The organism is Rhodobacter sp. P2_H5 (assembly GCF_056403335.1).
Genome location: NZ_JBFUFS010000002.1, coordinates 1 through 23,604 on the forward strand (window position 1 = coordinate 1; position 23,604 = coordinate 23,604).

A 23,604-nucleotide genomic window follows, 5' to 3' on the forward strand; every position below is an offset into this window, starting at 1 on the left:
TGTTCTTCGGCATCGACCATGCCCGCGAAGCCGTGGCGCGCTGGACCCACACTTACAACACCGAGCGGCCCCATTCTGCCCTCGGCTACCAGACCCCGGCGGCCTTTGCCGCCCAACTCGCCGCAATGGGCGATCAGCTTCGCGCATTTGAACCGCTGCGCAGATCGCCCATTGCTCCGTCGGCGCAATCGCGCCAAATTCAACCGCCGACTCTGGCCTCAGCTGGGTGAGCATTGGGGGTCACAGCATGACCCTAGAACCAGTCATTCGGGCTCGCGGCAGTAATTTGCCGTCTCAAAGCTTTTGCCACCGCAGAGGATGAGACTGTTGAAGTGGCGGTGAGTAAGCAAAGGAGAAGCCTATCAGTCATTCGGAGGGTCGTATGCTCAGGATCCCCTTGATAAAGCGTCTCTAAATCTTCCGTTCGTCCGGGGTCGTTTTTTGGCTTGCCGGCCAGACCGAGGCCAGCAATTGGTTTCTTAAGACCGCCAAAGGAGAATGACATTTTGGACTTTTCTACGCTCATCTTGCTTCTGGGTGCGGGCTTCGCCGCTGGAACAGTCAATGCCCTTGCCGGTGGCGGGACAATTTTTACGTTCTCGGCTCTGATCGCAGCCGGACTGCCTCCCATCACTGCAAACGCGACAAGCGCAATATCTGTATTGCCAGGGCAGATTGCATCGACCCTCGCATATCGGACGGAGCTGCGCGCAGTCGCGCGACGTCTGCTTCCCTTTATTATCGCGTCAGCCTTGGGCGGCACCGCCGGAGGAGTTTTGCTACTGGCGACCGATCCATCGGTGTTTCGAGCGTTGGTCCCATGGCTCATTTTCTTTGCGACTGTCCTTTTTGCCTTTTCACCCCAGATCGCAGGCGTCGGTGAAAAACTGGCTGCAAGACGAGCCGCAGGTAGTGGGCCCGGCCCAAGTGCTACAGCCCTGCAAGGGGCCGTGGCCATCTACGGCGGCTATTTTGGGGCGGGCATGGGAATCATGATGCTCGCCACCCTTTCGCTGACGGAGGGGCGCGACTTTCACCGGCTGAACGCGGCAAAAAATGTGCTGGCTTGCGTGATGCAAGGTCTCGCGGTGATCGTGTTTATAGTTTCTGGTGCAGTGGATTGGCCGTCAGTATTCGTTGTCGCTTGTGCGAGTATCGCAGGCGGATGGGCCAGCGTGCGGGTAGGAAAGCTCGTTCCGCAACAAGCTATCCGCTGGGGCGTGATAGTAACTGGTCTGGCATTGAGCGGCTGGTATGCATTGGGGTAGGGAAACTGACGTTCAGCGCCTGCGATGTATTTGTCAGTTTGCGTCTGGAGCCGCCTTCTGCAGTGCAGCGAAAAAAGGACTATTCGCTGCATGTAAACCGCAGCGCCGTTCCGAGGGCGTCTGCGAGCCTCGGCCCCGTTGGAGTTGCCGAGCTTGACACCGCACGCCATGGCGACCGCTAGCGCCTCCTTGGTACGGCGGTAGGTTGTCTCTCGCCCGGCCTGCGCAACGAGTGCCATAATGCCCAGGGTGAGGTCGTTGGCCTTCTGCATGTCGACGGCGAGGAAGTGGACGTCGCTGTCGCGCAGGGGCAGGAGGGAGGCGGCGTTGCGCGACAGGCGGCGGAGTTTGGCGTTGACGAGTGTGGCCCCGGTCAGCCGTGCCGACACGAGGTCTCTAAAGCGACTCTGCACCGTCAATAACCAGCGCGTGACCGGTCATGAAAGAAGAGCGATCAGAGGCAAGAAATACTATGCCGTCGGCGATTTCCTCTGCCGTGCCGAAGCGGCTCATCGGGATTGAGCCTGCGACATAGGTATCCAGCGCAGCGCGTCCACCCATCTGGATCTCGAAACCCGCGTTGAATGCAGTGTCGATGAATCCTGGGCAAAGCGCGTTGCAGCGGATGTTATAGCGGGCATAGTCAACGGCGATCTGTTTGGCCATCGCAATGACGGCATGTTTGGTGGTGGCGTAGGCAATCATCTCGCGGTCGTATTGTACCCCGGAATTGGACGCGGTGATGATGATCGACCCTTTGTCCCGACCTTTCATGACCGACATGGCGGCACGGGCGGCGACGAAATGCGCGCGAACGTTCACCCGCCACGATGCATCCATCTGGTCTGCCGTCACCTGGTCCAGTCGGCCCGGTATCTGAATGCCGGCATGGGAGTGCAGGATATCCAGCCGGCCATGACGTTCCGCGGCCTGCAGGATTGCGTCCGTCAAAGCCACGTCATCCGTCACGTCGAGGCCGGCAGCTTCCGCCTTTCCGCCTGCGGACATGATCTGGTCGGCGGTCTCCCGGGCCCGTGCGGGGTCCAGGTCGGTCACAATCAGGTTTGCTCCCTCTGCCGCCATGGCACATGCCCCGGCACGGCCTATGCCGGCGCCGGCGGCAGTCACGAAGGCGACGCGGTCTTGCAGGATCATGGCGCTTTTCATCACTTGGCCTGCCCGCGCCGCAGAATGAATTGCGCGGTGATCAGCAGGCAAAGCGACACGGCCAGAACCATCGAGCCGATCGCGTTGATCTCTGGCGTGACGCCACGGCGTATCGAGGAGAAGACATAGATCGGCAGGGTGGTCTTCGATCCGGCGACGAAGAAGGCGATGATGAAATCGTCGAAAGAGAAGGTGAAGGACAGCAGGAACCCGGCAAGGATGCCGGGGAAGATCTGCGGCAGGGTGACTTGCCGGAAGGTGCCGAACGGGGTGGCGCCAAGATCGGCAGAGGCCTCGATCAGCGAGCGGTCCATGCCAGCAACACGGGCGCGGACGATGATGATCACCAGCGCCATCGAGAAAAGCCCGTGTGCGGCGATCAGCGAGCCATAGCCCAGCGAGAATTGTGGCGCGGCGCTGGCGAGGGGCCAGATCGCAACGAGGATCGGGTTCAGCCAGTCGAACAGGGTCACCAGCGCGATCAGGGTGGCGATGCCGATGACGATGCCGGGGACCATGATGGCGACGTAGATCATCGCATCGAAGGCTGCGCGCAGCTTGCCCTTGACCGATTGCAGGGCCAGCGCGGCCATCGTGCCGAAGAGGGTGGCAAGCAGGGCCGAGGACAAAGCCACGGTCAGGCTGGTCTGAAACGCCTCGGTCACGAAGGTGTTGGACAGCGCCTTGCCATACCATTGCACGGAAAAGCCCTGAAGCTGGCTCGCGGCCTTGCCGGCGTTGAAAGAGAACAGGACGATGATGCCGATGGGCACGTACAGAAAGAGATACACGGCGAGGGCGTACAGGCGCATTTCTCTCTCACATCAAAGATATATCGTCGCGGCCACCGGCCCAGCGGCGTGTGAAGCGCATGTAGGCGGTCACGGTGACAAGCATGACGAAGACCAATGCCACCGCGACTGCGGAGCCGAAGGCCCAGTTGCGCGACTGCACGAAGAGGTCAACCAGCGCATTGCCGACGAAGAAAACCTTACCGCCCCCAAGCATGGCAGGGATCAGGAACTCGCCCATCAGCAGGATAAAGACCAGCATGCAGCCGGTCGCCACGCCTGGCATCGACAGCGGCAAGGTAACGGTCAGGAACGTGTTGACCGGCGGCGCGCCAAGGTCACTCGACGCCTCGAGCAGGCGTTTGTCCAACCGTTCCAGGCTGACATAGATCGGGAAGACCATCAGCGGCAGGTAGCCGTAGATGATGCCAATCAGTACAGCAAACGGCGTGTTGATCAGTTGAATATGGCCGAGGCCAAGGGCGGCAATCAGGGCCGGCAGGCCCCTGCCGCCAAGCAGGAAGATCCAAGCATAGCTGCGGATCAGGATCGAGGTCCAGAAAGGGACGATCACCAGGATCAGCAGCAGGGTGCGCCATTTCGCGCTGGCCCGGATCGCCAGGAAATAGGCAAGCGGATAGGCGATCAGAAGACAGGCGATGGTGCCGGCCGGGGCCAGCACCATCGTGTTCTTGAAGGCGGCCCAACGGGCGCCCAGGTTCAAGTAGTTGTCGAGGTTGAATGCGGTAGCGTAGCCTCCTGCCGGCCCCCGCGCTCCGAAGGAAAAGACGAAGACCACGATAAGGGGCAGCACCAGCATGGTGATGAACCATGCCGCCGCAGGCAACAGGAACAGAGCTGTCCGGTATCGTGGCTTCATCGTCTTACGCCGACTTGAAGCGCGCCATCAGCTCGGCGCGGTCCGGGTTGGTCAGGGTCTGCGCGGCGCCGAATTCGAGATTGTCGAGCAGGGCTTGCGGCGGGTAAAGGATCGGGTCCGCAAGGCGTTCCGGCGTCAGCATCGCATTGACGCGCTTGTCCGCGACGGGCTGGCCGTGGAACAGCGTTTCCTTCATGTTGATCTTTGGGTCGAGCAGATAGTTGATCAACGCATATCCCGCCTCGCGGTGCGGCGCGCCGACGGGAACGGCGTAGAAATCGCTCCAGATCTCGCCGCCCTCCTTGCCCAGAGAATAGACGATTTCCGGCATGTCGCGGTTGAGCTGCTTGCCGTCGCCGGTCCAGCACATGCAGAGCCAGGCATCGCCGTTGCGCATCGCGGGCTGGTAGTCCGAGGTGATGGCGAAGAGGTGCGGCTTGACCTCGATCAGCAGTTTCTCGGCGTCGGCCAGTTCCTTGGGGTCGATCGAGTTGAAGGAATAACCGAAATATTTCAGCGCGCTGCCGATCGTGGTCAGCTGGTAGTCATGCACCGTGGTCCGGCCCGAGAATTCGGCCTTGGTCATGTCCCAGAACTCTTTCCAGCTGCCGAGCGCCTTGCCGTTGTTGTTGGCGGTGTTGGTCGCCATCCCGGTGGTGCCCCAGTCTTTCGACACGGCATAGATCTTGCCGTCGACAGTGCCCGGACCGGCAAAACGCGGGTCGAACGAAGCCGGGTCATAGTTCGGGATCTTGGACATGTCCAAAGGCTCGATCAGGCCAAGCTGGACATAGGTGCTGATCGTGTAGTTGGTCGGCACGAAGACGTCCCAGCCGGTGCCGCCGGCCTGCAGCTTGGCCAGCATCTCCTCGTTCGATCCGAAGACGTTCAGGTCCACCGCAGCGCCGGTCGCAGCCTTGAAGCTGTCGAAATCCGCAGGGTCATGATAGTTCGGCCAGCTTGCCAGCACCACGCGGTCGCCGATGCCTTCGGCCATCGCAGGATGGCCCATGAGGCCCGGGATCACCGTGGCGGCCATGCCCAGCCCCGTCGCCCCCAGAAAGTGCCGCCGCGAGATCGAGCCGCGCTTCCAGCGCATCGCCTCGTTCATGAGCTTGTCATGAGATATGAAGTCATTCCCGTCAGTCATGTTCATTCTCCCAGTTGTTTTGTCGTTTCTGTTCAGTCTTTGCCGAGGATCAGCCCGACCCCGTCGCGCCACGTGGAATAGGCTGCCTGACCCGGCTCGAACGCGCCTTCCAGCGCTTCGGCCTGCCGTGGTACCAGAACGAGGAACTCGCCCAGATCGGCATTTCGGACGAGGTATTCGGTGTGTTCCCCAAGGAAGATGCGGGCGGCGATCGTAACGGGCAGGCTGATGCGGTCGGCCTGATCGCCTGACGCGCGTTGCAAGGTGATCTGTTCGGGACGCAGGCAAAGCGAAGCGGCCTTGCCCACATCCAGGGCCTGGGTCGAGGTGCCCGAAATCGTGTGACCGGCAACGGCCAGACGACAGGGTTCGCCCGCCACTGTGACGACGCCGTCGAAGAAGTTGGTTTTTCCCACGAAATCCGCGACATAGCGGGTCTTTGGCGCGTCATAAAGTTCGCGCGGAGTCCCCACTTGCACGATCCTGCCGCTTTGCATGACGCAGATGCGGTCCGACATCGACAGCGCCTCTTCCTGATCATGGGTCACCAGAACAAAGGTGATGCCAAGCTGGCGTTGCAGGGTCTGCAATTCGATCTGCATGTCGCGCCGCAGCTTCTTGTCAAGCGCCGCCATGGGCTCATCAAGAAGCAGGAGTTTTGGCTCGTTCACGATGGCCCGTGCCAGGGCCACCCGCTGTTGCTGGCCGCCCGACATCTCATAGGTCCGGCGTTTGCCGTAACCGGGCAGGCGCACTGTCTCCAAGGCCTTCTCGACCGCACGGTTGATGTCGGCTGGCGCAAGCCGCGGGCGCTGCTGACGCAGGCCATAGGCGATGTTGTCAAAGACGCTCAGATGCGGAAACAGCGCATAGTGCTGGAACACCATGTTCACCGGGCGGCGATACGGCGGCAGATCGTTCACCCGCTGGCCATCCAGCAGCACATCGCCCGAGGTCGGCACCTCGAACCCCGCCAGCATCCGCAGTGCCGTCGTCTTGCCGCAGCCAGAAGGCCCAAGAAAGGAAAGAAATTCGCCGCGACCGATGGACAAGGAGACGTCATCGGCAGCCACGATCTCACCGAAATGCTTGGACGCATTCCGCAACTCGGCAATCGGGTTATTCTTGTCGGGCATTCACCCATCCACGCCTATGCTTTGAATTGGGTTTGAGCGTAGAAAATCGCCCATTCATTGTATATACCACAAATGGCATAGTGTTGGTGTGCTACCGAGAAAATGAACAGAGCTGAACTCTTCACCGCCACAGGGCAACTGGTGGATGCAATCGGGGCAAAACGCTTTCCGATCGCGCTGGCCGAGCTTCTGCGGACGGCAGCGCCCTACAGCTATACCGTGATCTTCGGCTATCGCGGCGCGGCGCGGCCCCTGAGTCTTTTCGACGATTTCCCGACCAGCAGGCGGAAGATCTTCGTAACTGACTACCTGGAAGGGCCTTACCTTTTGGACCCCTTCTATCTGGCCGCCAGCCGCCCCGTGTCACCCGGCCTTTACCGGATGCGTGATCTGGCACCAGACCGCTTCTATCAGGGCGAATACTACCGCAGCTACTACGCCAAAACCGGGCTCGCCGAGGAGATCGCCTTCTTCATCGACATTGCGCCTTCGATCTGCATCACCTTATCGCTCATGCGAACGGAGAAGCTCTTTTCCGCACGGGATCTGCGCGCCTTGCAGGAACTGGAGCCGGTGGTCCGTGCTGCGGCGCGTCAGCACTGGGCGGGTTTGAGCGACCCGATGCAAATCGTGGAGCCGTCGGGCAAAGAGGCAAAGGTAGAGGAATCTTTCGCCAGCTTCGGAAAAGGCATCTTAACCCCGCGTGAGCGCGAGATTGTCGAGCATACGCTCAAGGGGCATTCCGCTGAGGCGATCGGGGAAATCCTGGGCATCACCTCTGGCACGGTACGGATCCACCGACGCAACGTTTATTCCAAGCTGCGGATTTCGTCGCAAGGGGAACTGTTCTCACGTTTCATCCAGACCCTGAGCGATGGCTGACAACGTGGCTTCCGGCTTCGCGCTCGGCCTCACAACGCACTATGGTACCTCGGCTTGGAGCCTGACCCAGGTTTCGCGCTTTTAAGGCGACATTTCCCCGTCCTGATGGGCGACGCGATGATGCCAGATGGCGCGTCAGCTGCGTGGGCAGAGGTGGCAGCGCGAGACATCCACTCGGACAGTAACGCTGCCGCTCATGCTGGGCAGAGATGGCGCCACGCGGCAAGAGGAGCGGCGCGGTTTGTCTTGAAATTTTGCCGTTCTTCTGGGTGGTGCTACGTGTTGAAGAGCTTGCGAACTCAGGCGTGGACGGCGACTGATCTTTGCAGCGTTCGCATCTGATTGAAGCGAAGCATCACCCGTTCGCGCCTTCGGAACGGTTGGTTCGAATTCTCCACCCTGTTCTTCAGCCCAGTCGGACCAACCGTCCAATTAGGTTCCTTACATTCAACACCTGCCACTGGCCTCCGCGCCGCGTCCTCATCCCACGCCGGTTCAGTTCCGCAGCCATCGCAAGCAGTGTGGTGTGTCCTTCGCCCCGGATAATAGCAAAAAAACCGCCACCAATCCTCCTGCAAACCGATCCGCATTAGCACTCACCGCCGTCGTGAGAGCCACTGCGCCCTTCCCAGCGCGTCGCAATGCCTCGGCCCCATTGGGGTTGCCGAGCTTGACACCGCGCGCCTTGGCTGGCGCCAGGGCCTCCTTGGTACGGCGGGAGGTTGCCTCTCGCTGGGCCTGAGCCACTTGGGCCATGATGCCCACAGTCCGGTCGTTGGCCTCCGGCATGTCGACTGCGAGGAAATGCACGCCGCTGTCGCGCAGGGTCAGAAGAAAGGCGGCATTGCGGGAAAGTCGGTCCAACTTGGCGATGACGAGCGTGGCGCCGGTCAGGCGGGCCAGCTGGATCGCCGCGACGAGTTGCGGTCGGTTGGGGTTCTAGCCGCTCTCGACTTCGGTGAAGCGGGCGAGGACTTCGGTACCCTTCGCGGTGGCGAAGCTGTCGATCGCCTGGCGTTGCGCTTCCAGACGGAGACCGCTGGCGCCCTGCCTTGCCGTGGAGACCCGCTCATAGGCGATGAACCTCGGCGCCATGACCTATCCCTGTGCGGAGTTGTCAGACGGCGGGGACCGCGTTGCTTGTGAAGCAACTACGTTCTTTGAGACATTTCCGTACTCCTGCTCCACCCGACAAATGCGGATTTGCCAATTCAAGTAGATATCCTTTCTGCCAAATTCCTTGACGGCCATATGGCGGGCATCCTTGCGCCAGGCCTCGATCGCCGCGGTCGTGCGCCAGTAACTTACGGAAATACCCAGGTTGTCATCACGGGCATGCTCTCTGCCAAGAAACCCTTCCTGCAGCCGTGCAAGCTCCAGCATTCGGTCGGTCATCGCCAGGTAACGCGCCCGCATATCGGCCGACATCGGTTTCAGAGTGCTGGTCGCAATCACCGCGTAGTAGCCCAGTGGGCCCGAGGTCTCGCTCATTCTGAAAGCCCCATAAGAATGTGAGGCCGTCCTTCGATCTGCCCCGTCGGATCGATCAAAAGAGACGGCGTTATCGCCATGGCAGTCACCGTGCCCCAAGGGCTCCTCCATGGCAGGACCTGATTGTCGGATTCCACCGGCATCATTCGCTGCGCCCGCTGAAGAATAGGGCTGCCAACCGCAAAAAGCTACTCAACATGGAGGGGAGATCAGGACGCGACGGGAAGTCGTGACGTCGTTGGACGGCGAGGACCCTATCTCGTGATCCAATTGCCAGCACCATTGCCCTGACATTCCCCGGTGTTAACAACTGCCTAACGTTCGTTGCGCAGTTGTGTACATCGAAGGTGGGGAGCAGTGTAGCCCAAGACGTTGAATTGAAATCCGGAATCCTGTGCTGGAATAGCGCTCACGTCGATGATGCGCTCGGCCTCCCCTTCCTCGCGGGCTCTGGGGCCGACGAACTGCGGCCGGATGACGATCCGCGTGACCGGCTCCGTGCTGACCTCCCAGGGCTTCGGCCGGTCGCTCATCTGGATGGCCAGGCGCGAGCGCGAGGCCGGGGTCAAGCGTTCGGTCGAAGTCCTTGTTGTTGTAGATGCGGTCCTCGACCTCTTGCCCATCGCGATCCAGCTGTCCCTGTTCAGGGCGATAGCCAGATATGTCGCGGTCGATGTGAACCTTGATGACCTTGTAGGGCGCCAGGATCCCATCCCGGCTGCCCTGCTTCAAGGAATAGGTGTAGACCGGCCGCCCGAACTAGGCGCTGTTCGAAGCATATTCGGTTTCCTTGGGCGTGGTGGTCAGGCCGATCTGCGTGGCCGACGAGAAATGGTCGAGGATTTCCCGCCAGGCCGCATCATCGGCGGCACTGCCGCGGTGGCATTCGTCAATGACGATCAAGTCGAAGAAGTCAGGGGAGAACGCGCGGAAGATCTTCTGGCTTTCGTCCGGGCCGGTGATCGCCTGGTAGAGGCCAAGATAGATTTCGTAGGATGGGTCGATCCGCCGTTTCTTGTCCAAGGCCAAAGTGAGATCGGTCTTGGTGCCATCCGCGCGTTCGATGGTCTTGGCCTGGGTCGACAGTTTATTGTCCTTCGCCTCAATCAGCGCCAGCGGAATGTTCGGCTTGACCGACAGGATGTAGTCGGCCCGCTTGCCCTTGCCCCGGCTGACCAGCTTGCCCCGCACAATGATGCGGCCCTTGGTGAAGCTGACCTCTTCCCGGATCTGGGTGATTTCGTCCCAACCTGCCTGGCGCAGGGCCGGAGTAATGAATTTCGTGCAAATGTCGCGCTCACTGAGAGCATGCTTTTCCATGAAGTGGCGTCCTGCTCGAGCGGTACGCCATCCTGAAAAATGCCAAAAAATCGTTTTTTGATAAGACTGTAGTCAGAATTGGGCAACTTCGGAAACCGACTTGGGGCTTGGCCAGCGTGTTGCCAGGAATGCGGATCGGAGCGCGTCTCAGATGGCAACAGTTCGACGCCGGTCGTCTCCGAAATGCGGGTGGATTCCACAAACCACCAAAATGACTTCAATACTTTTCCATTACAAAACAGACACTTAAAGCTAAACACAAAATCCGCGCAGTCGTCGGCTTTGGAGAATACCCGCCGAGAGAGAGCCATTTCAGGCGTCCCGCCCTAAGCGCAGTGTTTAGCTTTTCCCGTATAACCCCCGAATATAACGACAAAATTCGGCCAGTCATGCCAGCGGAGAGCGCTTTCTCAAGGGCAAGTGGCGGAGCCGAAGGGATTCGAACCCTCGAGACGGTTCCCCGTCTGCACCCTTAGCAGGGGTGTGCCTTCGACCACTCGGCCACAGCTCCGCCGATCGCTTTAAAGGGTGCGTCACCCGGGGGCAAGGGGAAAGGCCAAGGATTTGTGAGGCAGGATCATGCCGGCCCCTGTTTTTCGCCGGGGGGGATTCTGAGGGCGATGGAACCTGTTGGGGTTCTGTTCCAGGCAGGCCAGTTTCGGCATTGGACCGGGGGGGGGCAAGGCCTCAAGCGCCGTTTTGGCGAGGGTCGGGTCAGGGGCGTGTTTGCGGGGGCGTCTTGGCGTCGTGGGCGGGGTCGGCGCCGGGCACGGGGTCGTAGCCGTGGCCGCCCAGGGGGTGGCAGCGCCCGATCCGGCGCAGGGCAAGCCAGCCGCCCTTCAGGGCGCCGTGCCGCGCCAAGGCATCCAGGGCGTAGACCGAACAGGTCGGCTGATAGCGGCAGCCGTGCCCGACATAGGGGCTCAGCACCAGCCGGTAGGCGCGGACGGGGAGCGAGAGGAGATAGGCGCCGGGCGTCATGGGCGAAGGCTCACTTGCGGTCTTTGTGCACCAGTGAGATGGCCCCGCGCAGGTCGTCCTGCAAGAGGGCGTAGTCGCGGCTGACCGTCGCGTTCGGCTTGGCCACCAGGACGTAATCCCAGCCCGGACGGGCGAGGGGGGCCAGAATCTCGCGTGCCAGGGCGCGCATCCGGCGCTTGGCCCGGTTGCGGAAGACGGCGTTGCCGATCTTCTTGGAGGCGGTGAAGCCGACGCGGCAGGTGGTTGTGTCATCGCCACGCGGGCGTGCCTGCAGCAGAAAGCCGCCCGTCCCGGCCTTGCGGCCCTGGGCGGCGCGCAGGAAATCCGCGCGGTGTTGTAGGACCTGCAGGGCATATGACAAAACCGCCGCAGGCGGCTCGGTCTCGGGCAAAACATCCCGGATCTCCGAGGGCCTCGGCGGTGTCATTCGAGCCTCCATCAGCCAGCTCCCACAGGGGAGCCGGGCAGAAATCAGGCCGACAGCTTCTTGCGGCCACGGGCGCGGCGGGCATTCAGCACAAGACGGCCACCTTTGGTAGCCATCCGGGCGCGGAAGCCGTGGCGGCGGGCGCGAACCAGGTTCGACGGTTGGAACGTACGCTTCATCGCGATCTCCATCAGACTTCGCCCCAAACCCGTATGGATTCGGATGGCACTTCAACGTGAGGCCCGTCCTTTAAGGAGGGATTTGCCCTAAGTCAACGACAGCGGGCCGTTTAGGGGCAACATTTCTGACATCATCCGCTGTCAGGCTGCGCGGCGGAGGCTGACGTCACTTTTTTGCCGATCCAATGCCCTCAGAAGATCAAGCTCGCGTGAAGCTTCTAGCAATGGACCGGTGTTAACGCTCATGTAAGGCAGGCCCCAGGAATGACAATGACAATGATCCCGACCCCGAGCTTCGCGTCCTGTTGCATCAGGCGTGCGCCGATCATTTTGATCGCGGTGGCGGCTGTCGTGGCTTTGGTCTTCTTCCGCCACTGGTTGAGCTTTGACCGGCTGGAGCAGCACCGCCAGGAACTCATCGCGCTGCGCGATGCGCATTATGTCGCGACGAGTCTGGGGTTCATCGCGCTGTACACGCTGGTCGTGGTGATCTCGATTCCCGGGGCCTTGGTGCTGACGCTGGCGGGGGGCTTTCTGTTCGGCTTGTTTCCGGGGGTCTTCTACAACGTGATCTCGGCCACGATGGGCGCGCTGATCGTCTTCTCGGCAGCCAGGACCGGCTTTGGCCACGAGATTGCCGCCAAGATCGAGGCGCGCGGTGGCGGTATGGCCAAGCTGCATGCCGCGTTGAAAGAGCATCAGATCACCGTGCTTCTGACCATGCGCCTGATTCCGGTGATGCCGTTCTTCGTGGCCAATCTGGTGCCCGCGGTGGTGGGGGTGCGGTTCTGGACCTTTGCCATCACCACCTTCATCGGCGTGATCCCGGCGGATCTGGTCTATACCCAGCTGGGTGCCGGTCTCGGTGGCGTCTTTGAACGCGGCGAGCACCCGGATCTGCATATCCTTCTGACCCCACAATTCGCCTTGCCGCTGCTGGGGCTTGTCTTGCTCGCGGTGGCCCCCCTGTTGGTCAAGCTTTACTATCGGCGCAAAGGCTGAGGTTCGCCCGGCACCGGCATCTTGCGGTGCAGGCCTTGCAGGCCCATATCGGCTTGCAGGCGCGCAAAAACCGGGAAATATCGAGCAACCGGGCGCTAGATGGGGCGAAATCAGCCGGTGGCGCGCAGAAGCCTGTTTTTATCTGCGCCGCTTTGATAGCCCTAGGCCAGGTCGATAGCGCAAAGCGAAGGTCGGGCGCGCAAGCGGCCTGACCCAACTCAGGGGTTCGGATCGGGTGCGAGGCAGAGGCAATTTCCTCAATACGCTGTCAGGGCGTTTTCTGCTTTTGACAATCGCCTTTGTCATGCTGGCCGAAGTCATGATCTTTGTTCCTTCGGTGGCGCGCTTTCGGGCCGATTTCCTGCTGACTCGGCTGAAAGAGGCGCAGATCGCCTCGCTGGCGCAGCTGGCGGCGCCGGGCATGGTCTCGCCCGAGCTTGAGGCGGAACTGCTGAAGAATGCCGAGGTCTACAACGTCGTGCTGCGTCGTGATCAGGTCCGGCAGCTGGTCTTGTCCTCGACCATCCCCTCGCCCATCGCTGCGACCTATGATCTGCGCGAGGCAGGGCCGTGGGAGTTGATCCGCGATGCGACCCAGGCCCTGGTGGAGACCAAGGACGAGGTGATCCGCATCATCGGCTATCCGGTGCAGGATGGCGGGATCCTGATCGAGATCACCATGCAGTCGGGACCCTTGCGCACCGCGATGCTGGATTACGGCCTGCGCATCCTTGGCGTCTCGGCGCTGATTTCGGCGGTGACGGCGGTTTTGCTCTTCATGGCGGTGCGGCGGCTGATGGTGCTGCCGATCCGCCGTGTCGTGCGCCACATGCAGGCCTATGCCGAGGCGCCCGAGGATGCCCGCCGCGTCATCGAGCCCACGGCGGGCGTGGTGGAGCTGCGCGTGGCCGAGGAGGCGCTGCAAAGCATGCAGACCCAGCTGACCGGCGCCCTGCGCCAGAAGGAACGTCTGGCGCAGCTCGGCGGCGCCGTGGCCAAGATCGCGCATGACCTGCGCAACATCCTGACCACGTCGCAGTTGTTCGTCGACCGGATCGAAGGCAGCGCCGACCCCGCCGTGGCCCGCGCCGCGCCCAAGCTGGTGAATTCGATCAGCCGGGCGGTGAACCTCTGCGAATCGACCCTCGCTTTTGGCAAGGCCGAAGAGGCGCCGCCCCGCCTGACCCGATTCGCGCTGCGGCCCTGGATGGAGGATCTGGTCGACGGCGAGGGGCTGGGTCCGATCGGCACCGGCCCGGTCGCCTGTCTGATCGATGTGGCGCAGGGACTCGCGCTGCGCGCCGATGCCGAACAGCTGCACCGGGTCGTCTCCAACCTGGTGCGCAACGCCCGGCAGGCGATCGAGGCCACGGGTCAGGACGGCGTGATCGAGCTTGGCGGCGGCGAGACCGATACCGAATGGTGGATCAGGGTTGGCGATTCCGGCCCCGGCCTTCCGCCAAAGGCTCGCGAGCATCTGTTCGCGGCCTTCCAGGGCGGCGCGCGGGCGGGCGGCACCGGCCTTGGCCTCGCCATCGCGGCCGAACTGGTGCGCGGCCATGGCGGTCGTCTGGACCTTCTGCGCTCAGATGCGCAGGGCACCGAATTCATGATCCGGCTGCCAAAAGCGGTTGGTCCTGCAGATCAGAACGATTGATGCGCTTTCGCCCTTGCAATGCCCGGCAACTGCCGCTAAATCCCGCCGCACAGTGGACCCGTAGCTCAGCTGGATAGAGCATTAGACTACGAATCTAAGGGTCGGGCGTTCGAATCGCTCCGGGTCCACCAAAGAATTCAAGGGCTTGAGTGGAAACACTCAAGCCCTTTTGATTTGGCGCGGTCCCAAGGCGCAGCACTGGATGCCTGTCGCCTTGGCTAGTGTGGTTCAACAGAATTCACCGATTGCCGCCCCGAAGGGCCGCTCCCGGGCGGGCGGGGTCAAAAGACGTTAAACACGTAAAGCAGGATGATGACGACGATCGGAACCCCGAGCAGATAGGCGACAATGCCCTTCATGATGACCTCCTTCTTGATCTCTGGGACAACGCAGAAGGCCGGGATCGGTTCCGGCGCAGGCCGGACCCCGTCAGGAGGAGGGAGGATCGGGCGGGGTAACCTCTGCCGCCAATCCGGCGACCGCTTCCGTCACGGCTGCGGCGATGGCGGGATGCGCCAGGCTGTGGCCTGCGGCCTCGACCAGGGTCAGCCGCGCTTCGGGCCAATGTGCCAGAAGTTTGTGGGCGGTGGCGGGCGGGCACAGCAGGTCATAGCGGGCCTGCACGATGCGGCCGGGAATCCCTTTCAGCCGCCCGGCCTCTCGCAGCAGCTGATCCGGTGCCAGAAAGCAGTCCTGGCTGAAGTAATGCGCTTCCATGAAGGGCGTGGCGGGCAGTGCGGCGCCATCGGCGGCGTTTTCGGCGGGGGGCACCAGTTCGGACAGGGTCCTTTCGATCTGGTGGAACAGCCGGGCCGCCGGCGCATGGATGGCGGGATCGGGGTCAAGGATCTGCGCCCAGAGCGTGGCCAGCAACCCGTCGCGGCCCAGCTGATGGGCGAGTGCAGCGTGAAGCCGGGGGTGGAAGGTGGCAAGACCTGTGCCGAAGGCCCAGTCCAGCTCGGCCATAGTGCCAAGGAAGGTCGCGCGCAGGACAAGTCCCAGGACCGGAGCGGGATGGGCCTGCGCATAGGCCAGCGCCAGCGTCGCGCCCCACGACCCGCCGACCACAAGCCAGCGTGCGATGCCGAAATGCGCGCGGATGCGTTCCAGATCGGCGATCAGATGCGCGGTCGTGTTCACCTCGCGCGACCGGGCGGGCAGGCTGCGTCCGGCGCCGCGCTGGTCGACGAAGATCACCCAATGCCGCGCCGGATCGAACAGCGCCCGCTGGCTTGGGTTGCAGCCCGAGCCCGGCCCGCCATGCAGGAACAGCACCGGCACCCCGGCCGGGTTGCCATAGGCCTCCACCCACAGGGCGTGGCCGTCGCCGACGCTCAGGTGAAAGCCGCGGCTCACTCGGCCTCCAGCGCCCCGCCCGAGAAGTTGCGATAGAGGAAGCGGTTGCGATCCTCGCCGGCCTCGGTCTCGGCGATCTGGAAAATGGCGGCGTGCATCGGCGATTTGGCGCAGGCCGGGTCGGTGTTGCCGGCATGGCCGGTCAGCGCATGGGCCTGGCAGCGGCAGCCGCCGAAATCGACCTCCTTGAACTCGCAGCTTTGGCAGGGTTCGGGCATCCAGCCGGTGCCGCGATAGGTGTTGAAAGCCTCGGAATGGGCCCAGATCCAGCGGATCGACTTGTTCGACCGGACCGAGTCGAAGGTCATGCCGGTGATGGTTTCGGCGGCGTGGCAGGGCAGCACCTTGCCGGAGGGCGAGATGTTGAAGAACTGCCGCCCCCAGCCGCCCATGCACTGCTTCGGGCGCTGCGCGTAATAGTCGGGGATCACATAGTCGATTTCCATCACCCCGCGCAGGGTCTCGCGGGCTTCCTCGACCAGCGCGGTGCAGGTGTCCATCTGAGCGCGGGTCGGCATCAGGGCATGGCGGTTCTTCAGGGCCCAGCCGTAGTATTGCACATTGGCGACCTCCAGCCTTGCGGCATCCAGTTCCACCGCCATCTCGATGATCTGCGGCAGCTGGTGCAGGTTCTGGCGGTGCATCACGGCGTTCACCGTCAGGGGCATCTCCATCTCGCGCACCCAGCGGGCGACCTCCAGCTTGCGGGCATGGCCGTTGCGGTAGCCGCCGACCCGGTCGGCAAGCTCCGCCTCGGCGCCCTGAAAGCTGATCTGCACATGGGCCAGCCCGGCCTCGGCCAGTTCCGCCACCTTCTCGCGTTTCAGCATCACGGCCGAGGTGATCAGGTTGGTGTAAAGCCCGGCATCGCTGGCCCTTCGCACCAGTTGCACCAGATCCTTGCGCGCCGCAGGTTCGCCGCCCGAGAAGTGGATCTGCAGGACGCCGATTTCGGCCAGCTCGTCGATGACGGCGAACCATTCCGCCGTCGAAAGCTCGTTCGAAGCGAGGTCGAGCTCCAGCGGGTTCGAACAATAGGGGCATTGCAGCGGGCAGCGGTGGGTCACTTCGGCCAGCACGGCCAAGGGTATGCCATAGGTCGCGGCGGGGCTTTGGCCCGGCCCGGACACCAGTTGAAAGCCTGCTTCGGCCGGTGGTTGGGCGTCAGTCACGGCGGACCTCCTGGACGGTGACGATGAAGGCCTTCTCGGCCAGGCCCTGCAGCAGCCGGATGCAATCGGCGAGGATCAGATCGACCGGCGCAAGATAGGTCTGCGCCAATTCTTCGGCGATCACCTGCACGGAACGTGCGCCGTCGACCAGATGCAGGACCGCCACCGCCGTCTCGTCCGGGACCAGCACCCGTTCCGGGCCAAGGATGACCCAAAGGTCACGGGTGGCGTCGTGGCGGAACTTCACATGCCGGGGCAGTTTCGGCACCGAGGCGGCAGAGATCGGCGGGCGGGTGACGGGTTCACGCATCGGGGCGGAAGGCGCCGGGCGGCACATGGCCGTTGACATAGGCATGGTGCAGCGCATCGAGCTGCACCCACAGGCAATTGGTCTTGAAGGTCAGCGCATCGCAGACCAGCTGCCGCGCCTCGGGCGTGCGGGCATGGGTCAGCACATAATCCAGCGCAAATTTGGCGTCGCGCGGTGCCTGGGTCAGGCGGCGCTGGAAATAGGCCATGATGTCGGGGCGGATGAAATCATAGTGCTGCAACATCCCGCTGATGCGTTCCTCGTGCAGGTTGGGCGCGAACAATTCGGTCAGCGAGGAGGCGATCGCCTCGAGCGGCGACTTGTCCCGCACGAAATGCACATAGGCATCCACGGCAAAGCGGGTGGCTGGCAGGATGCCCGCGGTCGATTCGACCAAGGCGCGGTCCAGCCCCAGCCCGTCGGTCAGTTTCAGCCAACGTTCGATGCCGCCCTCCGCGCCGACATCGCCGTCGTGATCCTCCAGCCTGTGCCGCCATTCCTGCCGCACCGCCCGGTCGGTGAAGCGCGAGATCACCACCGCATCCTTCAAGGGGATCGAGGCCTGGTAATAGTAGCGGTTCAGCGCCCAGGCCTGCACCTGGCCCTTGGACAATTGCCCGCCGTGCAGCATCCGGTGAAACGGGTGCAGCGAATGGTAGCGCGTCGCGCCGATGTGGCGCAGCTGGCGCTCCAGCGCCTCGGGACTGGTCAGCTCTTCGCGGGTTTCGGTCATGCGGAAAACTCCCTGCCTGCTTCGGGGATGATCCAGCCCGCGGCCTCGACCTGCTGGCGTTCGGCGGACTGCGCCAGCAGCACCGGGTTGGAATTGTTGATATGGACAAAGACCTTCTGGCGGATGCCGAGATCGGCCAGAAGCGCCACGGCGCCATCCGCGCCCGACATCGACAGATGCCCCATCCGCTGGCCGGTCTTCTGGCCAAGCCCTGCCAGGATCATCTCGTCATCCCGCCAGAGTGTCCCGTCAAAGAACACAAGGTCCGCATCCCGCAAACGGTCGCGCAGGGCCGGGGTGACGGCGGCACAGGCGGTGATCACATGCAAGGCACGGCCCCCGGCGCGCAGCGTCAGGCCCAGCGTGTCGCCGTCGTCCGGCAGATCCGCGCCCTCGCGGTGCCAGGCGACCTTGCCGGGCACGGTGAAAGCCTCGACCTCCAGGCCGGAAGGGGTGCCATCCGGCAAGGCGGGCTCGAAGGGCAACCCGGGGGTGATAGGCAGGCGCGGGACGAGCGCGGGGTTCAGCACGTTGAAAATCGGGTTGGCTTGCAGCACGTCCAAGACCCGCTGATGCGCGTGGATGGCAAAGGCCGCCCCCTCTCGCAGCGACAAAAGCCCCGCCACGGCGTCCACCTCGGCATTGGTCAGGATCACGCCGGCGATCGGGCTGTGCCGCAGGTGCTGCGGATCGGGCCACAGCGCGGGCGTCGCGAGGATCTGCTGGCGCAGATCGGGCGAGGCGTTGATCAGGAACCAGTGCCGCCCGTCGGCCGAAACGGCCAGCGAGACCTGGCCCGCGCTCTGCCCCGGCGCCATGCGGGCCGCATGGCAGCCAGGGCAGTTGCAGTTCCATTGCGGCACACCGCCGCCTGCCGCGCATCCCAGAACTATGACGCGCAATGTCATTCGCCCCGATCCCGCCGGCAGGTCACCGCTCAGCCCTGCTGCGCGCGGGCGTACATGTTGATTTCCATGCCGCAGGGCACTTCAGTGATCGTCGGAGTTTTCCAAGCCATCGGTTCTTCCCTCTCGTTTTGCCCGGCAGATTGTCGGCATCGGGCATGACCATTGCGGGAGCCATCCCCGCCCTTGAAGGCTAGTCGCGGCGGATTCGCATAACAATTGGGCATCGCGAAAACCAATACCTTTGGACAATGCCCGCGCCATCCCCGGGGTCCGCCGCGCCCCGGCTTCAGGCCTTTGCCGCCAGCATCCCCGCGCCCTTTTCGGAGATATAGCCGAAGAGATTGCCTGCGATCAGCGAGACAAGCGTGACGCCCGCCGCCTTGACGACCGCGCCGGCATCGCCAAGCGCCACCCCGGTCAGCAGGCAGAAGGCCGCGGTCGAGGCATAGCCGTAAACGCCGGCCGGAATCGTCGAAAGCGCCGGCACATGCGCGCCCAGCACCAGCACGACGACCGAGACGCCGACGATGATCGAGGTCACGATCACGCTGCCCCCGACCGCCGCCACGACCATCAGCGCCAGGGCAGCCACGACGACGCCCCAGGCGGTGGTGATCGTGGATTTGGCCAGGCCCGCCTCCTTGCCGCCGGCCGAATAGAAACTGCCCCAGCCGATGAACAGGGCCCAGACCTGCAGGCCCAGCGGGGTGCCGAGGCAGAGCCAGGTGGCGACGGCGGCCAGAACGCCGATGACCACGGCCAATGCGGTGATGATATTCATACTTCCCTCCCTTTGAGATGCGCCAGGGCAAGGGGTTGCGTTTTGGGAACAGGGTAACTCCCCGTTTCCAGACGCATATTCTTCCCATTCCCCGCTATTCGCCGCAGGATGCGGCGCCGGGCAGACTGTCATGAAAGGCATGTCCCCAAAATAGGACATAGGTGGGGGTCAGGAGGCGCTGGTGCCCCGGCGCCAGCGGGCGGCGTGCCGCTCCCACGGCTGGATCAGGCCGAAGTCGATGGCCAGCATGACGGCCACGAAACTCAGCGCATAGGCCAGGACATGGCCGATGTCGAACAGCTGGAAATAAAGGTGAATCTGAAAGCCGATCCCGTTGGAGCGACCCAGAAACTCGACCACCAGCACGATCTTCCAGATCACCGCCAGCCCGTTGCGGGCGCAGGCGGCAAACCAGGGCGCAAGCTGCGGGGCCACGATGTGGCGCAGCCGGGCCCAGCGGCCCATGCGGAAGACCCGGGCCATCTCGTCGATCGCGGGGTCGAGCGCGCGGACGCCCTCGCGCAGGGTCACGATCACCATGGGCGTCTTGTTCAGGGCGACGGCGGTCACCGCCGCGGCTTCGGTCAGGCCGATCCAGAGGTAGCAGAGCACGATCACCACCAGGGCCGGCAGGTTCAACAGGACCACGACCCAAGGCTCTGCCACCGCATTCAGCCGGGGCGAGCGACCGAGCAAAAGGCCAAGCGCGCTGCCGATCCCCATCGCCACGACAAAGCCCGCCACCACCCGGCCCAGCGTGGCCGACAGATGGAGCCAGAGCCGCCCCGAGACCGCCTCGTCCCAAAGGATCAAGGCCACGGCCTGCGGGGTGGGCAGGGTGGCCGGGTCGTCGCGCAGTGCGGCCAGAACAACCCAGGCGCCAAGCAGGGCCAGGAACGAGGCCGCGTAGATCAACGGGTTGCCCCGGGCGCCAACCCGGGTTCCGTCCTGTGCTGCGTGTTGCGCGTCGGCCATCTGTCTCTCCGCTTGCGGCAAGCCTAGCCTATCCGGCCGCGCCCTGTTCTGCGACCTTGGTCGAATGTCGCGCGGGTGACCTCGCGCCTAAAGTTGGCCCATGCGGGCGCTTCTTTTTATCCTCATTCTGGTCTTGTTGCAGGCGGGTGGGGCCGCGGCGAAGCTGTCGCGCGACGCGATCGCCAAGCTGGTGATGCCGCCCTTTTCGCTGGGCGAGGCGGTCAATGACCACGGCGTCTGGCAATTGCTGAACTCGGGCGATGCCATGGCCGGCTATGTGTTCGAGACCGAACCCCTGGCGCCTTTTCCCGGCTTTTCCGGCGCGCCGATCAACATGCTGGTCAAGCTCGACCTTGAGGGGCGCTTTATTGACGTGCAGCTGATCTCGCAGAACGAGCCGATCTTTGTCTCCGGCCTGGGCGAGGCGCCGCTGCGCAAGTTTCTGGAGCAATACCGCGGCCATTCGATCCTGGCGCCCCTGGTCGTGGGCAATCCTTACGGCACGGTCGGGCCGGGCACCGATCTGGTCTATCTCGACGGGGTGACCAAGGCCACGGCCAGCGTGCATATCGCGCACGAATCGATTCTCGCCGCGGCTTTGGCCGTCGCGCGGGAAAAGATGTCGGGCGTGGCGGCCCATCCGCCCGCCTATCCCAACCCCAGCCATGTCGAGCCGCTGACCTGGGCCGATCTGGTGGCGCAGGGCCTCGTCGCGCATCTGCGCGTCAGCAACCGCGAGCTGGACGCCGCCTTCAAGGGCACGCTCTGGGCCGATGACGATGCGCTGGCCAAGGCCGAGCCGGACAGCGCCTATATCGACGCCTGGGTCATCGACATCGGCCCGCCCGCCGTGGCGCAGGCGGTGCTGGATGCGGGCGGGTTGGCCGAGCTGCAGCGCTTTCAGGTCGTCTCGGGCAGCGATGAGCCGGTTCTGGTGATCGACACCGGGCGCCATGGTCTGGTGTCGGAGGATTTCGTTCGCAACACCGCGCCAGACCTGCTTTCCGCCACCCAGGGCGGGCTGCCGATGGCGCTGCGCGACGCCGATCTGGATTTCGGGACCCAGCCGCAGGTGCCCAAGGGCAAGGCGATGATCCTGCGCATCGACCGCCGGCTGGGCTTTGATCCGACGCAGGACTGGACCCTGACGCTGCAGGCGCTGCGCAGCCACGGCATGTTCCGCCCCGAGTTCGGCAGCGCGCGGTTCGCCCTGACCAGCCATTCCGACGAACGTTTCTTCCTGCGCCCTGGCACCGTGGTCGCCTTGCCCGCCTGGCGCGAGGCGATCCTGAATCGGTGGAGCGACCTTGTCGCGCTGTCGGTGTTTCTGGCCGGATTGCTCGCGGTTCTGGCGCTGCGGACCAACCGGCTGGCCGCTTTGGCGGCCTTCACCCCGATCCGTTTGGGGGTACTGGCCTTAGTGCTGGGCTTTGTCGGCTGGTGGGGGCAGGGGCAGCTGTCGGTCGTCACCGTCCTCGGAATGATCCGCACCGCGATGTCGGGCGGCAGTTTTGCCTATCTGCTGTATGACCCTTTCTCCCTGCTGATCTGGGGGGTGACGATCCTTGGTTTCGTGCTTTGGGGCCGCGGTCTGTTCTGCGGCTGGCTGTGCCCCTTCGGCGCCTTGCAGGAGTTCGCCCACTACCTGGGCCTGCTGTTGCGCCTGCCGCAGATCGAGCCCTCGGCCCTGTGGGACGCGCGGCTGAAGGCGGTGAAATATGTGCTGCTGGCGGGGATGGTGGTGACGGTGGTGGTGGACCCCGCCAAGACCGACACCGTGGCCGAGATCGAACCGTTCAAGACCGCCATCACCGTGTTCTTCCTGCGCAGCTGGCCCTTTGCCGCCTATGCGCTGGCCTGGGTCGTGCTGGGTCTGTTCACCTTCAAGGGCTTTTGCCGCTATGTCTGCCCGCTGGGTGCCGTCATGGCGATTGGCGGGTTTCTGCGCGGGCGCGACTGGATCGCGCGGCGCCCCGAATGCGGTAGCCCCTGCCAGCTGTGCAAGGTGCGCTGCAAATACGGGGCGATCAAGGCGAGTGGCGGGATCGTCTATTCGGAGTGTTTCCAATGCCTTGACTGTGTGACCATCCATGACGACCCGAAAACCTGCGTGCCGCTGGTTCTTGCCGCGCGCGGCCGCAAGCTGGAGGTGACGCGATGAAACGCCGGCGGTTCCTGCAAATTCTGGCGGCGGCGGTGCCTGCCTGTGCCGCCGGACCGGCCCACGCCGCGCGCTGGCAGGGCGTGGCACTTGGGGCGGATTGCGCCGTGGAACTGGAGGGGCCGGGGGCCGAGGCGGCCTTGGCCGCTCTGCCGGGGCGGTTGCGCGACATCGAAGGTCTGTTCAGCCTTTACGACCCGGTCTCCGACCTCGCCCGGCTGAATACAGCAGGTCGGCTCGTGGCGCCAAGGCCCGAGATGCGGGCGATCCTGGCCCTCTGCGATGATCTGCACCGCGCCACGGCGGGGCGGTTCGACCCCAGTGTCCAGCCGCTCTGGCGCGCTTTGGCCGAGGGGGGCGATACAGGGGCGGCCCGCGCGGCGATCGGCTGGCACCGGATCGTGCTGGAGGGCGACATCCGGCTGGCGGCGGGGCAGGCGCTGACGCTGAACGGCATTGCCCAAGGCTTTGCGGCCGATCTGGTGCGGGATGAACTGGCGCGGGCCGGCTTCACCCATGCGCTGGTCAATCTGGGCGAGTTCGCCAGCCTGGGCGGGCCTTGGCAGATCGGGGTGGCCGATCCGGCGCTGGGCCTCGTCACGACCCGCAGCCTGACCGGCACCGCCATCGCCACCTCCAGCCCGGCCGCCACGCTGGTGGGCGGGCAAAGCCATATCCTCGACCCGTTCGGCGGCCTGCCGCAGTGGGCGACGGTCAGCGTCGAGGCCGACAGCGCGGCGCTTGCCGATGGCCTGTCAACCGCCCTCTGCCTTGCGGACCTCAAGGCGGCGCAAGCGATCCGCAAGACCTTCCCCGGGGTCCGCGGCATCACGCTCGTCGCGGAAGATGGCGATCTGACGACGCTTTGACGCCGGGG

General features: G+C 63.8%; 24 protein-coding genes, 2 tRNA genes and 5 pseudogenes. 8 read left to right on the forward strand and 23 right to left on the reverse strand.

All coding sequences use genetic code 11. From position 1 onward, the window contains the following. A pseudogene (locus AC1DVR_RS02135) lies at positions 1–119 on the forward strand (integrase core domain-containing protein); the annotation flags it as partial. A gap of 387 nt (positions 120–506) precedes the next feature. Next, complete coding sequence (locus AC1DVR_RS02140) at positions 507–1,268, forward strand: sulfite exporter TauE/SafE family protein (RefSeq protein WP_477998878.1); 762 nt, start codon at positions 507–509, stop codon at positions 1,266–1,268. Between the two features lie 167 nt (positions 1,269–1,435). Here the strand turns inward: AC1DVR_RS02140 and AC1DVR_RS02145 are convergent. The 6 genes and pseudogenes from AC1DVR_RS02145 to AC1DVR_RS02170 all read right to left on the reverse strand — a co-directional run. Continuing rightward, positions 1,436–1,681: pseudogene (locus tag AC1DVR_RS02145) on the reverse strand (recombinase family protein); the annotation flags it as partial. After that, positions 1,665–2,423 carry an SDR family NAD(P)-dependent oxidoreductase gene (locus tag AC1DVR_RS02150; protein WP_477998879.1) on the reverse strand — a complete coding sequence of 253 codons (759 nt, stop codon included), beginning with the start codon at positions 2,421–2,423 and terminating at the stop codon, positions 1,665–1,667. The pseudogene AC1DVR_RS02145 and the gene AC1DVR_RS02150, both read right to left, overlap by 17 nt. Positions 2,424–2,434: 11 nt before the next feature. After that, the gene (locus AC1DVR_RS02155; protein WP_477998880.1) at positions 2,435–3,247 is read right to left on the reverse strand and encodes an ABC transporter permease; all 813 of its coding nucleotides are present in this window, start codon (positions 3,245–3,247) and stop codon (positions 2,435–2,437) included. 7 nt (positions 3,248–3,254) lie between these two features. Next, positions 3,255–4,106 carry an ABC transporter permease gene (locus tag AC1DVR_RS02160; RefSeq protein ID WP_477998881.1) on the reverse strand — a complete coding sequence of 284 codons (852 nt, stop codon included), beginning with the start codon at positions 4,104–4,106 and terminating at the stop codon, positions 3,255–3,257. Between the two features lie 4 nt (positions 4,107–4,110). Then, positions 4,111–5,256: an ABC transporter substrate-binding protein gene (locus AC1DVR_RS02165; protein ID WP_477998882.1), complete on the reverse strand. Its 1,146-nt coding sequence runs from the start codon at positions 5,254–5,256 to the stop codon at positions 4,111–4,113. Positions 5,257–5,288: 32 nt separating this feature from the next. After that, entirely contained in the window at positions 5,289–6,392 is a 1,104-nt protein-coding gene (locus tag AC1DVR_RS02170; protein ID WP_477998883.1) for an ABC transporter ATP-binding protein, read from the reverse strand. A gap of 102 nt (positions 6,393–6,494) precedes the next feature. Here AC1DVR_RS02170 and AC1DVR_RS02175 point away from each other — a divergent pair, with 102 nt between their 5' ends. Beyond that, a complete protein-coding gene (locus tag AC1DVR_RS02175) occupies positions 6,495–7,274 on the forward strand; it encodes a response regulator transcription factor (protein WP_477998884.1) in 780 nt (259 codons plus the stop codon). Positions 7,275–7,468: 194 nt separating this feature from the next. On the opposite strand, the pseudogene AC1DVR_RS02180 reads toward AC1DVR_RS02175, so the two are convergent. From AC1DVR_RS02180 to rpmH, 9 genes and pseudogenes are all read right to left on the reverse strand, one after another. Continuing rightward, positions 7,469–7,684: pseudogene (locus AC1DVR_RS02180) on the reverse strand (IS6 family transposase); the annotation flags it as partial. Positions 7,685–7,769: 85 nt separating this feature from the next. Further along, positions 7,770–8,369: pseudogene (locus AC1DVR_RS02185) on the reverse strand (recombinase family protein). 3 nt (positions 8,370–8,372) lie between these two features. Beyond that, on the reverse strand, positions 8,373–8,765 hold the full coding sequence (locus tag AC1DVR_RS02190; protein WP_477998885.1) for an antibiotic biosynthesis monooxygenase family protein: 393 nt from the start codon (positions 8,763–8,765) through the stop codon (positions 8,373–8,375). A 314-nt stretch (positions 8,766–9,079) separates the two neighbouring features. Beyond that, on the reverse strand, positions 9,080–9,334 hold the full coding sequence (locus AC1DVR_RS02195; RefSeq protein ID WP_477999294.1) for a hypothetical protein: 255 nt from the start codon (positions 9,332–9,334) through the stop codon (positions 9,080–9,082). Further along, positions 9,333–10,085 (reverse strand): annotated as a pseudogene (locus AC1DVR_RS02200) (DEAD/DEAH box helicase family protein); the annotation flags it as partial. The gene AC1DVR_RS02195 and the pseudogene AC1DVR_RS02200, both read right to left, overlap by 2 nt. Before the next feature lie 421 nt (positions 10,086–10,506). Next, positions 10,507–10,596 (reverse strand) — tRNA-Ser (locus tag AC1DVR_RS02205). A gap of 203 nt (positions 10,597–10,799) precedes the next feature. Further along, positions 10,800–11,066, reverse strand: coding sequence for a membrane protein insertion efficiency factor YidD (gene yidD, locus AC1DVR_RS02210; RefSeq protein ID WP_477998886.1), 267 nt, complete (start codon positions 11,064–11,066; stop codon positions 10,800–10,802). Between the two features lie 10 nt (positions 11,067–11,076). Then, positions 11,077–11,493 (reverse strand): ribonuclease P protein component, encoded by a 417-nt coding sequence (gene rnpA, locus AC1DVR_RS02215; RefSeq protein ID WP_477998887.1) that lies wholly within the window; start codon positions 11,491–11,493, stop codon positions 11,077–11,079. A gap of 44 nt (positions 11,494–11,537) precedes the next feature. Then, a complete protein-coding gene (gene rpmH, locus AC1DVR_RS02220; RefSeq protein ID WP_168776515.1) occupies positions 11,538–11,672 on the reverse strand; it encodes a 50S ribosomal protein L34 in 135 nt (44 codons plus the stop codon). A 270-nt stretch (positions 11,673–11,942) separates the two neighbouring features. Here rpmH and AC1DVR_RS02225 point away from each other — a divergent pair, with 270 nt between their 5' ends. The 3 genes from AC1DVR_RS02225 to AC1DVR_RS02235 all read left to right on the forward strand — a co-directional run bounded on the left by AC1DVR_RS02225 (position 11,943) and on the right by AC1DVR_RS02235 (position 14,462). Next, positions 11,943–12,674: a TVP38/TMEM64 family protein gene (locus AC1DVR_RS02225; RefSeq protein ID WP_477998888.1), complete on the forward strand. Its 732-nt coding sequence runs from the start codon at positions 11,943–11,945 to the stop codon at positions 12,672–12,674. A 304-nt stretch (positions 12,675–12,978) separates the two neighbouring features. Beyond that, a complete protein-coding gene (locus tag AC1DVR_RS02230) occupies positions 12,979–14,331 on the forward strand; it encodes a sensor histidine kinase (protein WP_477999284.1) in 1,353 nt (450 codons plus the stop codon). Positions 14,332–14,385: 54 nt separating this feature from the next. Continuing rightward, positions 14,386–14,462, forward strand: a tRNA-Arg gene (locus tag AC1DVR_RS02235). Between the two features lie 298 nt (positions 14,463–14,760). Here the strand turns inward: AC1DVR_RS02235 and AC1DVR_RS02240 are convergent. The 8 genes from AC1DVR_RS02240 to AC1DVR_RS02275 all read right to left on the reverse strand — a co-directional run bounded on the left by AC1DVR_RS02240 (position 14,761) and on the right by AC1DVR_RS02275 (position 20,566). Next, complete coding sequence (locus AC1DVR_RS02240; RefSeq protein ID WP_477998889.1) at positions 14,761–15,687, reverse strand: alpha/beta fold hydrolase; 927 nt, start codon at positions 15,685–15,687, stop codon at positions 14,761–14,763. After that, positions 15,684–16,820 carry a pyrroloquinoline quinone biosynthesis protein PqqE gene (gene pqqE / locus AC1DVR_RS02245; protein WP_477999285.1) on the reverse strand — a complete coding sequence of 379 codons (1,137 nt, stop codon included), beginning with the start codon at positions 16,818–16,820 and terminating at the stop codon, positions 15,684–15,686. The genes AC1DVR_RS02240 and pqqE overlap by 4 nt, the downstream gene beginning before the upstream one ends. Positions 16,821–16,851: 31 nt before the next feature. After that, positions 16,852–17,169, reverse strand: coding sequence for a pyrroloquinoline quinone biosynthesis peptide chaperone PqqD (gene pqqD, locus AC1DVR_RS02250; RefSeq protein WP_477998890.1), 318 nt, complete (start codon positions 17,167–17,169; stop codon positions 16,852–16,854). Continuing rightward, positions 17,162–17,902 carry a pyrroloquinoline-quinone synthase PqqC gene (gene pqqC, locus AC1DVR_RS02255; protein ID WP_477998891.1) on the reverse strand — a complete coding sequence of 247 codons (741 nt, stop codon included), beginning with the start codon at positions 17,900–17,902 and terminating at the stop codon, positions 17,162–17,164. The genes pqqD and pqqC overlap by 8 nt, the downstream gene beginning before the upstream one ends. Continuing rightward, the gene (gene pqqB / locus AC1DVR_RS02260; RefSeq protein WP_477998892.1) at positions 17,899–18,810 is read right to left on the reverse strand and encodes a pyrroloquinoline quinone biosynthesis protein PqqB; all 912 of its coding nucleotides are present in this window, start codon (positions 18,808–18,810) and stop codon (positions 17,899–17,901) included. The genes pqqC and pqqB overlap by 4 nt, the downstream gene beginning before the upstream one ends. Before the next feature lie 29 nt (positions 18,811–18,839). Next, a complete protein-coding gene (pqqA, locus tag AC1DVR_RS02265) occupies positions 18,840–19,034 on the reverse strand; it encodes a pyrroloquinoline quinone precursor peptide PqqA (RefSeq protein ID WP_477998893.1) in 195 nt (64 codons plus the stop codon). Between the two features lie 62 nt (positions 19,035–19,096). Beyond that, positions 19,097–19,591: a DUF1097 domain-containing protein gene (locus tag AC1DVR_RS02270; RefSeq protein ID WP_477998894.1), complete on the reverse strand. Its 495-nt coding sequence runs from the start codon at positions 19,589–19,591 to the stop codon at positions 19,097–19,099. A gap of 168 nt (positions 19,592–19,759) precedes the next feature. Next, entirely contained in the window at positions 19,760–20,566 is an 807-nt protein-coding gene (locus AC1DVR_RS02275) for an ABC transporter permease (protein ID WP_477998895.1), read from the reverse strand. Positions 20,567–20,666: 100 nt separating this feature from the next. Between AC1DVR_RS02275 and AC1DVR_RS02280 the strand changes: the two genes are divergently transcribed. Together AC1DVR_RS02280 and AC1DVR_RS02285 are read left to right on the forward strand one after the other, a co-directional pair. Further along, on the forward strand, positions 20,667–22,727 hold the full coding sequence (locus tag AC1DVR_RS02280; RefSeq protein WP_477998896.1) for a 4Fe-4S binding protein: 2,061 nt from the start codon (positions 20,667–20,669) through the stop codon (positions 22,725–22,727). After that, positions 22,724–23,596 carry an FAD:protein FMN transferase gene (locus AC1DVR_RS02285; protein WP_477998897.1) on the forward strand — a complete coding sequence of 291 codons (873 nt, stop codon included), beginning with the start codon at positions 22,724–22,726 and terminating at the stop codon, positions 23,594–23,596. Before AC1DVR_RS02280 ends, AC1DVR_RS02285 begins: the two co-directional genes overlap by 4 nt. The last annotated feature ends 8 nt before the right edge of the window (positions 23,597–23,604 follow it).

Excerpts from the sequence above, each read along its gene's own strand:
- AC1DVR_RS02230 (WP_477999284.1), top strand. The coding sequence starts at position 12,979 with ATGCTGGCCGAAGTCATGATCTTTGTTCCTTCGGTGGCGCGCTTTCGG.
- AC1DVR_RS02225 (WP_477998888.1), top strand. The coding sequence starts at position 11,943 with ATGACAATGATCCCGACCCCGAGCTTCGCGTCCTGTTGCATCAGGCGT.
- yidD (WP_477998886.1), bottom strand. The coding sequence starts at position 11,066 with ATGACGCCCGGCGCCTATCTCCTCTCGCTCCCCGTCCGCGCCTACCGG.
- rnpA (WP_477998887.1), bottom strand. The coding sequence starts at position 11,493 with ATGACACCGCCGAGGCCCTCGGAGATCCGGGATGTTTTGCCCGAGACC.
- AC1DVR_RS02170 (WP_477998883.1), bottom strand. The coding sequence starts at position 6,392 with ATGCCCGACAAGAATAACCCGATTGCCGAGTTGCGGAATGCGTCCAAG.
- AC1DVR_RS02155 (WP_477998880.1), bottom strand. The coding sequence starts at position 3,247 with ATGCGCCTGTACGCCCTCGCCGTGTATCTCTTTCTGTACGTGCCCATC.
- AC1DVR_RS02190 (WP_477998885.1), bottom strand. The coding sequence starts at position 8,765 with ATGAGCGAGACCTCGGGCCCACTGGGCTACTACGCGGTGATTGCGACC.
- AC1DVR_RS02150 (WP_477998879.1), bottom strand. The coding sequence starts at position 2,423 with ATGATCCTGCAAGACCGCGTCGCCTTCGTGACTGCCGCCGGCGCCGGC.
- AC1DVR_RS02280 (WP_477998896.1), top strand. The coding sequence starts at position 20,667 with ATGCGGGCGCTTCTTTTTATCCTCATTCTGGTCTTGTTGCAGGCGGGT.
- pqqA (WP_477998893.1), bottom strand. The coding sequence starts at position 19,034 with ATGCCCAATTGTTATGCGAATCCGCCGCGACTAGCCTTCAAGGGCGGG.
- pqqB (WP_477998892.1), bottom strand. The coding sequence starts at position 18,810 with ATGACATTGCGCGTCATAGTTCTGGGATGCGCGGCAGGCGGCGGTGTG.
- AC1DVR_RS02175 (WP_477998884.1), top strand. The coding sequence starts at position 6,495 with ATGAACAGAGCTGAACTCTTCACCGCCACAGGGCAACTGGTGGATGCA.
- AC1DVR_RS02285 (WP_477998897.1), top strand. The coding sequence starts at position 22,724 with ATGAAACGCCGGCGGTTCCTGCAAATTCTGGCGGCGGCGGTGCCTGCC.
- AC1DVR_RS02165 (WP_477998882.1), bottom strand. The coding sequence starts at position 5,256 with ATGACTGACGGGAATGACTTCATATCTCATGACAAGCTCATGAACGAG.
- AC1DVR_RS02160 (WP_477998881.1), bottom strand. The coding sequence starts at position 4,106 with ATGAAGCCACGATACCGGACAGCTCTGTTCCTGTTGCCTGCGGCGGCA.
- rpmH (WP_168776515.1), bottom strand. The coding sequence starts at position 11,672 with ATGAAGCGTACGTTCCAACCGTCGAACCTGGTTCGCGCCCGCCGCCAC.
- AC1DVR_RS02275 (WP_477998895.1), bottom strand. The coding sequence starts at position 20,566 with ATGGCCGACGCGCAACACGCAGCACAGGACGGAACCCGGGTTGGCGCC.
- AC1DVR_RS02270 (WP_477998894.1), bottom strand. The coding sequence starts at position 19,591 with ATGAATATCATCACCGCATTGGCCGTGGTCATCGGCGTTCTGGCCGCC.
- pqqD (WP_477998890.1), bottom strand. The coding sequence starts at position 17,169 with ATGCGTGAACCCGTCACCCGCCCGCCGATCTCTGCCGCCTCGGTGCCG.
- pqqC (WP_477998891.1), bottom strand. The coding sequence starts at position 17,902 with ATGACCGAAACCCGCGAAGAGCTGACCAGTCCCGAGGCGCTGGAGCGC.